We start from the raw sequence: 13,480 nt of genomic DNA, 5'->3' as shown, positions 1-13,480 counted from the left end.
AATGGGGGTTTACAAAGAAGGAAAAAACTGGAAAGTACAGGTCTATTACAAAGACTGGCAGGGAAATCGGAAAAGAAAACAGAAAAGAGGATTCAGGACCAAGGGTGAAGCTAAGGAATGGGAAAGAGATTTCCTGCAACAGCAGAGCCAGGGTGTGGATATTGAATTTGGAAATTTTCTGGAGATTTATTACAAAGATATGGATGTCCGTCTCAGAGAAAACACTATGTACACGAAGCGATATATTATTGACCTGAAAATCAAGCCTTATTTTGAAAAGAAGATTCTCAGTGAAATTACGGTGGCAGACGTCCGTGCATGGCAGAATGAGTTGCTGACGTATAAGGATAAGAATGGAAAAGGATATTCTCCTACTTATCTGAAAACAGTGAACTGCCAGCTGACTGCAATCTTCAATTATGCAATGCGGTATTATAACCTGCAGGATAATCCCTGCAGGAAGGCAGGAGCGATTGGCAAGAGTAAAGGAGAACCGAAGGACTTCTGGATGCAGGAAGAGTTCAATGCTTTTCTGGAAACAGTAAGTGATAAGCCGGAGACAAGAATGGCGTTTCTTTTGTTGTACTGGACCGGAATGCGTATCGGTGAATTGCTTGCACTTACTTATAATGACATCAATCTTGAAGAGAAAACCATATCAATCAATAAATCTTATCAGAGACTGAAAGGAAAGGATATGATCACGCAGCCGAAAACTCCAAAGAGTATCCGTGTGATTACGATGCCGGATTTTCTTGCAGAGGAATTTAGGGAGTATTGCAGTCATTTGTATGGAATTATGAAAAAGGAAAGACTTTTTCGGTTTACCAAATCGCATATGGAACATTGTATGGCTACCGGAATCGAGCGGTCTGGTGTAAAGCGGATACGACTTCATGATCTCCGCCATTCCCATGCCAGTATGCTGGTTGATATGGGGGTGGCTCCATTGGAGATTGCAGAACGCCTTGGACATGAAAAGGTGGAAACCACGTTGAACACTTATTCACATCTGTATCCGTCTACACAGAGTAAATTAGCAGGTTTGCTAGATAAGAAACATGAGGAAGAGGAGGAATAAGCGATGGCTGGTGACAGACATGGAAAACACAACACAACGACCATTTCTTTTCGGGTGAATTCTTATGAAAAAGCAACAATTGAAGAACGAGTGAAAGTGAGCGGAATGAAAAAACAGGATTATATCGTCCGATCATGCATTTACAATCATGTATGTGTTGTTGGAAAGAAAGAAACAATTGAGATTATCCGGTCAGAAATGAAGGAAATGAGTTTGGTTTTGGAGGATGTGGCAAAAGATTTGAAGTCTGAAAAACCAGTTATTTCAGAACCGGTTCTTGATAGTATGACAGAACGGTATCTTGCATTTTTGGAAGCAGCATTATGGATGCTGAAAGGTTCAAGTTATTTATGGGAGGATAAAAAGGATGGAAGAGAAAGTAATGAAGGATTGTAAAGTGCTGGCATTGTGTTCACAAAAAGGCGGGGTTGGCAAGACAACAAGTTGCGTGAATCTGGCAGTCGGACTTGCAAAAGCAGGGAAGAAAGTGATTGTGATTGACAATGATCCGCAGGGAAGTATGACAGCAAGTCTTGGGTATCATAACCCAGATGAATTACCAATCACACTGGCTACTATTCTGACAAAGATTGTAGAAGATGAACTATTTGAAAATACACTGGGAATTTTACATCACCAGGAAGGAATTGATTTGATTCCGGCAAACATCGAACTCTCTGGAATGGAAGTTTCACTTGTAAATATTATGAGCAGGGAACTTGTCTTAAAACAATATATAGAAAGAATGAGAGAAGAATACGACTATATATTGATTGACTGTATGCCATCACTTGGAATGCTGACGATCAATGCACTTGCCAGTGTCGATGCAGTTATTATACCTGTCCAGGCGGCTTATCTTCCTGTAAAGGGTCTAGAACAGCTGATACGGACGATAGGAAAGGTGCGAAGACAGCTTAACAAACAACTGAAAATTGGAGGTATATTGATCACAATGGTGGATAACCGAACGAACTATGCAAGAGATATATCTGATCTGATTTTTGATACATATGGAAACCAGATTAAGATTTTTCCACAGAGTATTCCATTTTCAGTACGAGCAGCTGAAATCAGTGCGGAAGGAATCAGCATATTTGAGCATGATCCAAAAGGAAAAGTAGCGGCTGCATATTGGCAGATGACACAGGAGGTGCTTTTGGATGAAAGGTAGAAGTGCATCGAAGATAAAACTGACATCTTATGATGAATTACTTGGAGGAGGAGAAGAAACGAACGATATCCAGCAGGTTTCACTTGAGCATTTACATTCTTTCGAGAACCATCCATTTCAAGTAAATGATGATGAGGCAATGGCGGAACTGGTGGAAAGTGTGAAAGAAGAGGGAATTCTTACAGCATTACTGGTACGACCGCTGGGTGATGGTGAATATGAAATCATCGCCGGTCACAGAAGGAGACATGCGGCACAACTTGCTGGTCTTAAAGAGGTTCCGGTTATTATCAGAAATATGGATCAAGATACAGCTGTCCGTGCGATGGTAGACAGCAATCTGCAGAGACCTAATATACTCCCAAGTGAAAAGGCATTTGCTTACCGTATGAAGATGGAAGCAATGAATCATCAGGGAACATCAGGCGGTATCAGTGCGAAAGACATTGGAAAGAACGCAAATGACAGTGCAAGGCAGGTGTATCGCTATATCCGGCTTACTTATCTGATGAATGACCTATTAAACGCAGTAGATCGTGATGTGATCGGATTGCAGGTAGGTGTAGAGCTTTCCTACCTTACGGTTCCAGAACAGGAGATGGTGGAGGAAGTGCATGAGAGTACCGGAAAATATCCAAGTCTGGAACAGGCAAAAAAAATAAGGCAACATCGAGAAGAAAAAACGCTGACAAAAGAGATTGTGCGGCTCCTGGTTATAGGAGAGCGTAAAAAGAAAACAACGGTAACATTAAAACAGGATGAAATTAAGAAGTATTTTCCTCCAGAGTATGATGAACAGAAGATACGGACTGTTATATGTCAGCTTTTGGAGGAATGGAGCAATCAGAATCATTGATAAGTACGAAGGGAGGGATGTGTCATGAGTATAAGAGCAACATTCCATTATTTTCAAGGAATGGAATGCGATATGTACAGTTTTTATCGTATTCCCAAACTGCTGTTTACAAGTGAATATTTTAAAAATCTCTCCTGCGAAGCAAAGGTGCTGTACGGACTGATGTTAGACCGGATGTCACTGTCCATCAAGAACCGGTGGTTTGATGAAGAGGACAGGGCATATATTTTCTTTTCGGTGGAAGAGATTATGGAAATGCTTAACTGTGGCAGGAATAAGGCTGTGAATTGTCTAAAAGAGCTGGATCAGGAAAAAGGGATTGGATTGATTGAGAAGAGGCGAATCGGACTTGGAAAAACAAATGTTATTTACGTGAAAAATTTCAGCCTGACAGAATATCCAGATGAGCCAGCAATCTTTGATTCGGAAGAAACACCGGAAAATGTAGCAGAGAGAAAAGAAAATACAGAGACAGAAATAGAAGAATATGCGAAAAAAGAGCCGGAAAAGCCCGTAAATACACAGAAGTTTGAAAAACAAACTTCAGGAAGTTTGAAAAATAAACTTCAAGAAGTTTCAAAAACAAACTTCAAGGAGTTTGAAAAACAAACTTCAAGAAGTTTAGAAAACAAACTTCAAGAAGTTTCAAAAACAAACTGTAATAATACTGAATATAATTATACTGAATTTAGTGAGAATGAATCTTATCAATATCTATCTGAACAAGAGAAAGGGAGAGATAGGATACAGGAGAGAAATGAGTATCGACAGTTAATTCATGATAATATCGAATATGAGATCCTTTGTCAGAGCTATGGAACTGGACGAGTAGAAGAGCTGGTAGAGATGATGCTGGATGCAATATGTTCGACAAAGACATATCAACAGATCAATGGGGAAGCTGTGCCTACACAAGTGGTCAAGAGCCGTTTGCTCAAAGTCGGGTATGAACACATCCAGTATGTGTTTTTCAGTCTTGACAGGAGTACAAGCAAAGTGAAGAATATCCGGCAGTATATGCTGACGGTATTGTATAACGCTCCTGCAACAATCAATCAGTTTTATGATGCTGAAGTTCGACATGACATGTACTGGGGGAAGGATATTCCAGACAGGTAAGAACTTTGTGCCCACTGGGCACGAAGTTTAAAAAGAGATAGTCATATCTGGCAGATATGCTAAAATAACCTTGTGTCCACTGGGCACAAAGTAGGAGGAAGAATTATGTTGAGATTTATGATAAAACTGCCATTTCGAATTATTGCAGCTCCTGTTTGGCTGGTACTTGCAGCGGTGAATATTGTGCTGGTGTTCCTGGTTGGGTTATCTGCTGGATTCTGCTATCTGATAGCCGGAATCTCTGTTGTGACAGAAGTTTTGAGTATTGGGTTTGGAATCAGTACGGACTGGACAATGAAATCAGCGATTATTACGACAGTAGTGTTTGTTCTACTCCCACATATCGGTATGGGGATAGTTGCAGTAATTGAAGTTGTGAAATGTGGATTACAGGAATTTATTTTTGGATGATTGTGGAAAATATAGTGGCGCTATATGGAAAGGCAGAAATAAACAATGGAAGAATTATATAAAGTGATGGATGATTTGCTTGAGGTGGAATTTCAGATGAAAGCAGGGATGGATATTCTGAAAGAACTGGAAGAGTTTTATATGCTGGAAAAAGAAACCGAAAAATCGGATGCTAGAAAAGTAGCTGTGCTGATGAAAGGATATCTGCAGTCGATGAAGTCAAATATTCGAGAAATCATTCGTTATATTGATGACACGACACTTGAAAAATCAAATGATAAAAAGAAAGATAAACAGGAATCTGCGAGCACCATATCCGAGGAAGTGCAGGAATTTGTGAATCTGACAATTACAGAGCATATGGGGAAAGCATATTCAGAATGGAAGTTAAAGCAGGATAAAGAGCCAGTAAGTGAGATTGATAAGAAATACCAGAAATTACTGGAAACGTTATCCCAAGAACAGGAAGAAGTGATTACGGAATACTGTAATGCAATTTTTAGCAGTGGAGCAGAAACAGAAGAATTTTTCTATCGACTGGGATTAAAAGATGGACTGAATCTGAAAAATACGGTAAAATCTGTATTAGAAATGATATCATGAAATCGGAAGTTGGAGGATACACGCATGAAAATTGTAATCATTAATGGAAGTGCCAGAAAAGGAAACACGCTGACAGCAATCAATGCATTTATAAAAGGAGCATCAGAAAAGAATGAAATTGAAATCATTGAACCTGACAAACTCAACATTGCACCATGCAAGGGATGTGGTGTCTGTCAATGCTCTAAGGGATGCGTCGATAAGGATGATACAAATCCTACAATTGATAAAATTGCTGCCGCAGATATGATTCTTTTTGCTACACCAGTTTATTGGTGGGGAATGTCAGCACAATTGAAACTTATCATTGATAAGTGCTACTGCCGTGGATTGCAGTTAAAAAATAAAAAAGTTGGCACGATTGTTGTAGGCGGTTCTCCCGTAGACAGTATCCAGTATGAGCTGATTGATAAGCAGTTTGACTGTATGGCAAAATATCTTTCATGGGATATGCTTTTCAAAAAATCATATTATGCAACAGCCAGAGATGAACTTGAAAAAAACAAGGATTCCATGAACGAACTTGAGGGGATCGGAAAAAATTTATAAAGCACGTTCCAAATTCCTGTTTGCATATTTCATCAAACGGTACATATTAAAATTAACACAAAGGGAGATGTTAGAATGAAAGCTCATGAATATTGGTCTGTCGGAGCATTGATAACGATGCTAGGAACTTTTTATAGCGGATATAAAGGTTCAAAATCAAGCCATAAATATTTTGCGGCAAGTTCTTTGCTTTGTATGATTATGGCTATTTACACAGGTCATAAGATGATATCTAAAAACAAGAAAACAAAGAAAGAACCAATATCATTAGGAAATGAAGAATAATACAATCAACCTTGTGCCCAGTGGGCACGAAGTTGGCATAGTCACTATGGTGTCAGGAGAAATCCTGGCATCTTTTTTTTATATCTTTTTACACTTCAAAAAATAATTTCAAAAAATTTCTAAAATCATGTCCGATTTTGTCGCTCCCAATACAGAGTATATGGAAGGCAAATTGAAAATCCTCTGATTTCCAAAAATCACAAACGTAAAAGAGGTTCAGACAGTTCTTCCGATTGCACCTTGACAATTGAAGGAGCTGATACATCTTGAGGAACATGCTTACCGGAGATAATCCGGCTCGTGCAGGCGAAGACTCCTACGGGAAGAGCGAAGCAATAATGATACCACCGAAGGGTACAGGACCTCTGCTGAAACAGAGACTGTGACTGTATTTTTACAGCCGGGTTATCTGGAATGATAACGATCAGATGTATATGTACAGACAAAGCCCAAATGTGAATACTTAGATTTTCTTATTTATATTACAGGAGAAATCCTGTAGCAAGTGGGGAATGGTTCGAATCCATTCCTCATTTTTTCGTGCAGAAAATGCACAGATTATTATCCTGTTTGAAATACCAGGGAAGGGTGTTGCAGGAAGAAAGGGAGGACAAAAAGAATGAATACGATTGTTTTAATGGGTAGACTTGCCAGAGATCCAGAAACTAAGCTGACATCTACGCAAAAGGGACAAACCAAAGTATCTAGGTTTCCACTGGTAGTAAAAAGAAATCGCACAAGCAAAGCATTTGTAGTGATGATCACAGCTTATGGAAATAATGCAGAATTTGTGGAGAAATATCTTGAAAAAGGAATTAAGATTGCTCTTTCCGGAGAGTTGGTAATCTCTCAGATCAAAGATGAACAGACTGGAACTGCATCCTATTATACCGAAGTCATTATGGATAATGTAGAGTTTGCAGAAGCCAAAACAAAAAAAGAAGAATCTGACGGATTTCAACCAGCAGAGAAGAGGAAGATTCCATTCGATATACCAGAAGAACTTGAACAAGAAATGCCATTTCGATAGGAGGACAAGATTTATGAGAAAATACTTTTTAGAATTATTTGCAATAGGATTGGTTGATTCAGAAGGAAGAATCAATACAGAACATATGACAAGTGATGCGCTTATGACTGCCATGAAAACAATGGAAGAGCTGACGCAAATGAAAATGGATCGTTTGGTTTTGGAAACAACAATGGAGATGATCTTATGTATGTTTGAGTCATGTGACACAGAGGAATTTACAGAAATATTAGGCAAGCTGCTTGGCGGAAAGCAGACTTCTAAAGTGACAGCTCATTTGGAAGCACTGGAGGAATTGTTGACAGAAGAGGAATATAGTAGTTTCCTTGCAGAATATCTTGGTTATTTAACCGTGAATGTAGCAGAGTTTATTAGGAGCACAATCATTGAAAATGGTTTGATGTTACTTGCCGGTTCAGGAGGAGAAGAGGATGGAGAAGAGGATGGAGAAGACGGATTATAAAATCACAGAGTTTCACAATTCGGAGTTTGGTTCCATCCGTATGATTGAAGATGGAGGCAGACTTTTATTTTCTGGAATTGATGTAGCATTTGCTTTGGGATATGCAAAACCAAGAAATGCGATAAATGTTCATTGCAAGGGGGCCCTGAAACGGGGCGTCCTTACATCAGGTGGGGTACAGCCAATGATTTTTATTCCAGAGGGAGATGTATATCGGCTGATTACAAAAAGTCGTTTAAAGTCAGCACAGAATTTTGAGAAGTGGGTATTTGATGAGGTACTTCCGGCTATTAGGAAAACAGGCGGATATTTAGAGACCGATCTTTTAGACAGGGTAAAAGATAACCCGGAACTTCTTTTGGAATTTGCCGAGAGACTTTTGGCAGAAAACAATCGAAATCGAGAATTGCAAAATCGTGTAAAGGATATGCAGCCAAAAGCAGATTATTATGATCATTTCATGATTACAGGAGAATGCACCAATATTCGAACGACGGCAAAAGAGATTGAATTTCCAGAAAGAAAATTTGTGAAACTTCTTTTAAATAGAGGATTTCTATATAGGAGTCCATCCGGCACGCTGTTACCCTATGCGGTGGAGAAGAACAATGATCTGTTTATTGTAAAAGACTATTTTAACAATGGACATCTTGGTTCACAGACATTGGTTACACCAAAAGGAAAAGAATTTTTTAAAGCGTTGTGTGCGGAGGAAGAGTAAAGAATGAAGGAGGTGGTTGCCATGATTACAGATCTGGACAGCAGTTAAATCGCTGAAAGGAGGGAAAATCATGCAGGAAGAGGTAACTCAGAAAACGGTCACGTTCTGCATTCGGACTACCAAAGTAACAGCAGATTTATTGAAAAAGGTTCTTGCTGCTTATCTGCGTCATCAGAAGCAGAAATCGGTAGAGAAGAAAGCGAAGAAGAATCAGCCGAAACAGGGAAAGGTCACGGTAAAAGAGCTGGCAAAACAAAATGCCGGGATGGTCAATATCGAGATCACAAATAAGAATATCAAGTCCTTTGAACGTTATGCCAGAAAATACGGGATCAATTATGCTTTGAAAAAAGATAAGAGTAAAGATCCACCGATGTATCTGGTGTTTTTTAAAGGACGTGATCAGGATGCCCTCAATGCTGCTTTCCGTGAGTTTTCCCAGAAACAGATTCAAAAAGCGAATAAGCCTTCTATTCACAAGCGTCTTGCAACTTACAGAGCAATGATGCCAAAGAAATCGAAGGACAAAGTAAAGAACCGGCATCAGGAGCAGAGCCGATGAAAAAGCAAATCGGTAAAAATCTGATGCAAAAATGGAAGAATAAGATCAGGGTCAGGCTGTCCGCCCTGGATAAAAAGAAACTGGTTCTTACCAATATCCCATATATCTTAACTGCTTTTTATACAAATCGGGCATCATTTCTTTACAGAAACAGTCTGGGAGAAGATATTGGGAACAAGCTATTATATGCGATGGAACATGCAGACAGGATTCTTACTGGATTGCAGCCAAGTTTTAACTGGCGTGATATGCTGACAGGAATTGTAGCAGCTGTCATTCTGAAATTACTGGTATGGCAGAAACAGTCAGATGCAAAGAAACTCCGGAAAGGAATCGAGTATGGTTCAGCCAGATGGGGAAACGCTGAGGATATTAAACCTTATATGTCGGAAGATCCCTGGATGAATATTCCATTAACAGCAACAGAAGCATTGACTATGGAAAGTAGACCTAAACAGCCAAAGTATGCAAGAAATAAAAATATAGTGGTCATTGGCGGCAGTGGTTCCGGAAAAACTCGATTTTTCGTTAAGCCGTCAGTCATGCAGATGAACTGTTCCATGGTCATTACAGATCCGAAAGGCACTCTGATCGAGGAGTGCGGGAAGATGTTAGCAAAGGGACCACCTAAGAAAGATAAGAATGGAAATATTATGAAAGATAAATCAGGAAAAGTGGTACACGAACCATATGTGATTACTGCAAGATCAGGTGATGATACAATTCGCAGAATTATTATGATCCCTACAAGTGGTTTCCCGGATGACAGAGAAAGTGCTGCAGTAAACAGTGTGGTAAAAGATAGGGCATCATTTGTTGAGTACATAGCGTTTGTACTTGGTGATGATTATGTAGCATCTATGCTTGAAGGAAAGCAGATGGGAGAATCCGGCTTTTTTGCCAATTCGAGTGATGCAATGCCGGCACTCTATGAAAAGATGTTAAAGACATCTGTAGAAGGGCCGGAAAGAATAAAAGACATTGGATATGTGCTTAAGATGGTTACAGATAAGGATATTATACCGGATGAATTCCGTGAACTGTATGAGACTTTTTGTAATACTTTGAAAATCAGAAGATAACGAGGTGATGTCATGTTACAATTTAATATAGATGAAATTGAAAAGCGTACCCTTTCCGGTCTGAAGGATTTTCAAAGAGCGACTGTGGAGAGAGTGGATTATCTGTTCCGGCATAATCAGAATCGTGTGCTTGTAGCAGATGAAGTGGGTATGGGAAAAACTCTTATTGCCAGAGGAGCAATTGTAAAGACAGCAAGACTTAGAATCGAAGAGAAAGATGATCTGTTTAAGGTAATTTATATCTGCTCTAATCAGAACATAGCAAATCAGAATATCAGAAAACTTGATGTAACAGGAAAGAATGCCATCGGCTCAGTATCAGATACCAGACTGTCTATGCAGCATTTAAAGATTACTGAGCAGGAAAATGATCCGCAGATAAAGGAAGGTTTTATACAGCTTATCCCACTTACACCGGAAACATCTTTCCGCATGACCACCGGAGGTGGAAGTGTGCAGGAAAGAGCACTTATGTATGCCATTTTAAGGAGAATGCCGGACTTTAAAGGACATGTAACTTCTCTTGAAAAATTTATGATAATGGATGCTGTAAAAGCATGGGATGGATGGGCAAAATGGAACTTTGAAAATCGTGTGGCAGAATGCGAAAAGATGACGAAGGGTGTCTATCCACAAAATGTGATAGAAAAAATCCTTAATTATCAGGAGTATGAAAGTATAAGGGACATGCTGCTTAATCATTTGCATGAAAGAAGATACAATAAACAGCTTACATATTCCAATTACTATGTGATGAATAAGCTTCGTGTGATGTTTGCGAGAATCAGTGTATCTATGCTTGAGCCGGATCTGGTAATCATGGATGAGTTTCAGAGATTTAAGTTTCTTTTGTCATCCGATGACAGTGAGCTTGGTATTCTTGCACACAGTTTCCTTAGTGGACATGATACAAGGGTACTTCTGTTGTCGGCTACACCATATAAATTGTATTCTACCCTTGAAGAGATAGATGAAAATCAGCTTGATGAGCATTATGCAGAGTTTTTTCAGGTTATGAACTTTCTTTTTGATGATGAAGTCAAAGACATTAAATTTAAGGAAGTGTGGAAGAATTATTCCCATGCTCTAAGTGAGTTGAAGGCAGGGGACAGTGCAATTATCCGTATGAAGGAGCTGGCAGAAAATGCCATGTATCAGGGAGTCAGCAGGACAGAGCGTATATCTGTCATGGATTCCGGTGATTATACGGATGACAGCAGCGTGAAGCATCATTTGCAGATAGATGAAAATGACATAAACTCCTATATACAGATGTCACGATTGTTGTCAAAAACGGATTCAAATCATTCTTTACCGGTAGATTATGCAAAGAGCTGTCCGTATCTTATGTCCTTTATGAAGAAATATAAGATTAAAGAGCAGATTGAAAAATATTATATAAAACATCCAGATGAATTTGGAAGTGAAAGAGAACAATGTCTCTTGTGGCTGAATCGCAATAAAATCAATAAATATGATGAACTGCCGAAAACCAATGCAAGGCTTGAGGCACTGAAAGAAAAAGCATTTACCGGCGGTGCAGAAAAATATCTGTGGATTCCTCCATCACTGCCATATTATGAGATGCAGGGAGCATATAAAAACAGCAAAGGCTTTTCAAAAATACTTGTATTTTCTGCATGGGAGATGGTTCCACGAATGATAGGTGCGCTTGTTTCCTATGAGGCGGAAAGACTTACAGTTGGAAAACTGGTACATCAGATAAAGAATCAGGATAAGAAGAATACGGGGTATTTTGCGGATGGTTCGAGACGATACCCGGTGGCAAGGCTCAGGTTTAATGTTTCAAATGGAGAAGTAAGAGGCATGAGCCTGTTTGCATTGCTTTATCCTTCAAAGACACTTTCTGATATGTATTTACCGATTGAGTCATTGAATAATCATGAATCATTAGAAGTAATAGAGAAATCTGTACGGCTGAAACTGAAAGAGAAGCTTGCGATAATCGAAGAAAAGTATGGTGATTCGGGTAACAATAAGGAAGATGCCAGGTGGTATTATCTTGCACCGATGCTCATGGATGGAGTCATCTATGCAAAGCATTGGATAGAGGATATTGTGTGGGAAATGAATACAGACGAAGAGGATACAACATCTGAGGTCAGAAGCAGTTCAAAGGATAAGAGAAATAAGGGCTTTATTGCTCATATTGATAAGCTAAGAAGTTATTTGGATGCCCCGGAGGAGATTCATCTTGGAAGAAAGCCGGAGGATCTTCTGGAAACATTGGTAAATATGGTACTGGGTTCGCCAGCAATATGCATTTATCGTTCTAATGGAAGAAGCACAGCCAGAGCAACATCGCTTGCAAAGGTATTTGTCAATAATTTCAATTTGCCGGAGTCAACAGCTATCATTGATCTTGCTTATGGCAGATGCAGGGATGATAATTCCCATTGGCAGAATGTACTTAAATACTGTAAAGATGGCTGTTTTCAGGCAATGATTGATGAATATATCCATATGCTGAAAGAAACAGCAGGTTTTCAGTCGGATGGAAATCAGTATCAGATTGTGCATGACATGATGATGGATTCATTGAAGATACATACAGCCACCTATATCGCTGATACTTATCCTGATTTCAAAAAACGTATTAACGGAGCTGACAGGAAGAGTGATGGATGTCGAATAAGGTCGAGTTATGCAGTTGGATTTACAAAGGATGCAGGAGATAATTCCAAGGTAGTCATGCGTAAAGAAAATATCAGAAATGCCTTTAACTCACCAATGCGTCCATTTGTGCTCGCCACAACATCAATCGGACAGGAAGGATTGGATTTTCATAATTATTGTCGTGTGATTATGCACTGGAATCTTCCAAGTAATCCCATAGATGTAGGACGGATTTTGCGGACATTCAAAATAAAAAAGAATGTGGAGGTAACAGACAATGGCAAAATCATTATTTGAGGAACTGGGCGGCAAATACGAAAGGCAAGGGGATTATTTGATACCGTGCTTAACTGTACCCGCCGAAGAAGAACAGGCAATAGGCATCTGGGGGCAACGGCATTTAGATTATCTAAAACAGTACCGTAAAGTTACATACACCAATCTTCTTACAAGCGGCAGGCTAAACGCCTACCTTGCCGACATCAACAGACAGGCACAGGAACGCTTTGAAAGGCTCATAGAGGGTATGAAACAGGCACAGGGCATAACGGAACAGCTAAAGGCAGAAAACGCCTTAGAATGGACAGGATGCCTCAATAACATAAGGGCTTGTGCGAGGGAGATTGTGGAAAAGGAAATTATTTTTGCATAAACAGATGATTAGTGGCAGGGGGAAATCCTGCCGCTTTTTCTGCTTTAGTTTGTCAGCTTGACAAATAAAGGGTTAAGGAATATAATTAGATTCAGTATTATACAAGGAGTTAATAAATATGCGGCAAGGTATTCTTAAATAAACTGTCAATTTGATAGTGGGAACAAAAAGTAGCAGTCCCGTTTCACTTTTAATATGGGGCTTAGTTTTTTGTACCCAGTTTAAGAATACTTTTATCATGTAATTTTATATGCC

At 39.3% G+C, this 13,480-nt stretch carries 16 protein-coding genes; all 16 read left to right on the top strand.

Annotated features, from left to right (window positions below):
- Position 1 precedes the first annotated feature (1 nt).
- The 16 genes from ACYQ5K_RS09390 (at position 2) to ACYQ5K_RS09315 (ending at position 13,225) form a co-directional block, all read left to right on the top strand.
- Positions 2-1,081, top strand: coding sequence for a site-specific integrase (locus tag ACYQ5K_RS09390; RefSeq protein WP_024854000.1), 1,080 nt, complete (start codon positions 2-4; stop codon positions 1,079-1,081).
- Positions 1,082-1,084: 3 nt separating this feature from the next.
- Positions 1,085-1,477, top strand: a complete 393-nt coding sequence (locus ACYQ5K_RS09385; protein ID WP_044925303.1) for a plasmid mobilization protein — start codon at positions 1,085-1,087, stop codon at positions 1,475-1,477.
- Complete coding sequence (locus ACYQ5K_RS09380; protein ID WP_459777490.1) at positions 1,449-2,255, top strand: ParA family protein; 807 nt, start codon at positions 1,449-1,451, stop codon at positions 2,253-2,255. The genes ACYQ5K_RS09385 and ACYQ5K_RS09380 overlap by 29 nt, the downstream gene beginning before the upstream one ends.
- Positions 2,245-3,111, top strand: coding sequence for a ParB/RepB/Spo0J family partition protein (locus ACYQ5K_RS09375; protein ID WP_026650282.1), 867 nt, complete (start codon positions 2,245-2,247; stop codon positions 3,109-3,111). The genes ACYQ5K_RS09380 and ACYQ5K_RS09375 overlap by 11 nt, the downstream gene beginning before the upstream one ends.
- 24 nt (positions 3,112-3,135) lie before the next feature.
- Positions 3,136-4,230 carry a DUF6017 domain-containing protein gene (locus ACYQ5K_RS09370; protein WP_459777489.1) on the top strand — a complete coding sequence of 365 codons (1,095 nt, stop codon included), beginning with the start codon at positions 3,136-3,138 and terminating at the stop codon, positions 4,228-4,230.
- Positions 4,231-4,335: 105 nt separating this feature from the next.
- Positions 4,336-4,641: a hypothetical protein gene (locus ACYQ5K_RS09365; protein WP_028087788.1), complete on the top strand. Its 306-nt coding sequence runs from the start codon at positions 4,336-4,338 to the stop codon at positions 4,639-4,641.
- Between the two features lie 45 nt (positions 4,642-4,686).
- Positions 4,687-5,244 (top strand): hypothetical protein, encoded by a 558-nt coding sequence (locus tag ACYQ5K_RS09360; protein ID WP_044925306.1) that lies wholly within the window; start codon positions 4,687-4,689, stop codon positions 5,242-5,244.
- Between the two features lie 24 nt (positions 5,245-5,268).
- Positions 5,269-5,793: a flavodoxin family protein gene (locus ACYQ5K_RS09355; RefSeq protein ID WP_008119059.1), complete on the top strand. Its 525-nt coding sequence runs from the start codon at positions 5,269-5,271 to the stop codon at positions 5,791-5,793.
- A 75-nt stretch (positions 5,794-5,868) separates the two neighbouring features.
- Positions 5,869-6,078 carry a DUF6219 family protein gene (locus ACYQ5K_RS09350; protein WP_009300563.1) on the top strand — a complete coding sequence of 70 codons (210 nt, stop codon included), beginning with the start codon at positions 5,869-5,871 and terminating at the stop codon, positions 6,076-6,078.
- A 619-nt stretch (positions 6,079-6,697) separates the two neighbouring features.
- Positions 6,698-7,108, top strand: a complete 411-nt coding sequence (locus ACYQ5K_RS09345; protein ID WP_049946959.1) for a single-stranded DNA-binding protein — start codon at positions 6,698-6,700, stop codon at positions 7,106-7,108.
- Between the two features lie 13 nt (positions 7,109-7,121).
- Complete coding sequence (locus tag ACYQ5K_RS09340; RefSeq protein WP_026650179.1) at positions 7,122-7,571, top strand: hypothetical protein; 450 nt, start codon at positions 7,122-7,124, stop codon at positions 7,569-7,571.
- Positions 7,540-8,292 (top strand): phage antirepressor KilAC domain-containing protein, encoded by a 753-nt coding sequence (locus tag ACYQ5K_RS09335; RefSeq protein WP_226852932.1) that lies wholly within the window; start codon positions 7,540-7,542, stop codon positions 8,290-8,292. Before ACYQ5K_RS09340 ends, ACYQ5K_RS09335 begins: the two co-directional genes overlap by 32 nt.
- A gap of 70 nt (positions 8,293-8,362) precedes the next feature.
- Positions 8,363-8,854 carry a PcfB family protein gene (locus tag ACYQ5K_RS09330; RefSeq protein ID WP_026650181.1) on the top strand — a complete coding sequence of 164 codons (492 nt, stop codon included), beginning with the start codon at positions 8,363-8,365 and terminating at the stop codon, positions 8,852-8,854.
- A complete protein-coding gene (locus tag ACYQ5K_RS09325; RefSeq protein WP_459777488.1) occupies positions 8,851-9,936 on the top strand; it encodes a type IV secretory system conjugative DNA transfer family protein in 1,086 nt (361 codons plus the stop codon). Before ACYQ5K_RS09330 ends, ACYQ5K_RS09325 begins: the two co-directional genes overlap by 4 nt.
- A gap of 12 nt (positions 9,937-9,948) precedes the next feature.
- Entirely contained in the window at positions 9,949-12,870 is a 2,922-nt protein-coding gene (locus tag ACYQ5K_RS09320; RefSeq protein ID WP_231301769.1) for a DEAD/DEAH box helicase family protein, read from the top strand.
- Entirely contained in the window at positions 12,851-13,225 is a 375-nt protein-coding gene (locus ACYQ5K_RS09315) for a TnpV protein (protein WP_001129922.1), read from the top strand. The genes ACYQ5K_RS09320 and ACYQ5K_RS09315 overlap by 20 nt, the downstream gene beginning before the upstream one ends.
- Positions 13,226-13,480: the final 255 nt, after the last annotated feature.

It is taken from the genome of Allocoprococcus similis, assembly GCF_054660775.1.
This window is presented reverse-complemented; position numbering and strand designations above follow the sequence as displayed.

What these genes read in the sequence shown, in the direction of transcription:
- ACYQ5K_RS09390 (WP_024854000.1), top strand. Translation starts at nt 2, where the DNA reads ATGGGGGTTTACAAAGAAGGAAAAAACTGGAAAGTACAGGTCTATTAC.
- ACYQ5K_RS09385 (WP_044925303.1), top strand. Translation starts at nt 1,085, where the DNA reads ATGGCTGGTGACAGACATGGAAAACACAACACAACGACCATTTCTTTT.
- ACYQ5K_RS09380 (WP_459777490.1), top strand. Translation starts at nt 1,449, where the DNA reads ATGGAAGAGAAAGTAATGAAGGATTGTAAAGTGCTGGCATTGTGTTCA.
- ACYQ5K_RS09375 (WP_026650282.1), top strand. Translation starts at nt 2,245, where the DNA reads ATGAAAGGTAGAAGTGCATCGAAGATAAAACTGACATCTTATGATGAA.
- ACYQ5K_RS09370 (WP_459777489.1), top strand. Translation starts at nt 3,136, where the DNA reads ATGAGTATAAGAGCAACATTCCATTATTTTCAAGGAATGGAATGCGAT.
- ACYQ5K_RS09365 (WP_028087788.1), top strand. Translation starts at nt 4,336, where the DNA reads ATGTTGAGATTTATGATAAAACTGCCATTTCGAATTATTGCAGCTCCT.
- ACYQ5K_RS09360 (WP_044925306.1), top strand. Translation starts at nt 4,687, where the DNA reads ATGGAAGAATTATATAAAGTGATGGATGATTTGCTTGAGGTGGAATTT.
- ACYQ5K_RS09355 (WP_008119059.1), top strand. Translation starts at nt 5,269, where the DNA reads ATGAAAATTGTAATCATTAATGGAAGTGCCAGAAAAGGAAACACGCTG.
- ACYQ5K_RS09350 (WP_009300563.1), top strand. Translation starts at nt 5,869, where the DNA reads ATGAAAGCTCATGAATATTGGTCTGTCGGAGCATTGATAACGATGCTA.
- ACYQ5K_RS09345 (WP_049946959.1), top strand. Translation starts at nt 6,698, where the DNA reads ATGAATACGATTGTTTTAATGGGTAGACTTGCCAGAGATCCAGAAACT.
- ACYQ5K_RS09340 (WP_026650179.1), top strand. Translation starts at nt 7,122, where the DNA reads ATGAGAAAATACTTTTTAGAATTATTTGCAATAGGATTGGTTGATTCA.
- ACYQ5K_RS09335 (WP_226852932.1), top strand. Translation starts at nt 7,540, where the DNA reads ATGGAGAAGAGGATGGAGAAGACGGATTATAAAATCACAGAGTTTCAC.
- ACYQ5K_RS09330 (WP_026650181.1), top strand. Translation starts at nt 8,363, where the DNA reads ATGCAGGAAGAGGTAACTCAGAAAACGGTCACGTTCTGCATTCGGACT.
- ACYQ5K_RS09325 (WP_459777488.1), top strand. Translation starts at nt 8,851, where the DNA reads ATGAAAAAGCAAATCGGTAAAAATCTGATGCAAAAATGGAAGAATAAG.
- ACYQ5K_RS09320 (WP_231301769.1), top strand. Translation starts at nt 9,949, where the DNA reads ATGTTACAATTTAATATAGATGAAATTGAAAAGCGTACCCTTTCCGGT.
- ACYQ5K_RS09315 (WP_001129922.1), top strand. Translation starts at nt 12,851, where the DNA reads ATGGCAAAATCATTATTTGAGGAACTGGGCGGCAAATACGAAAGGCAA.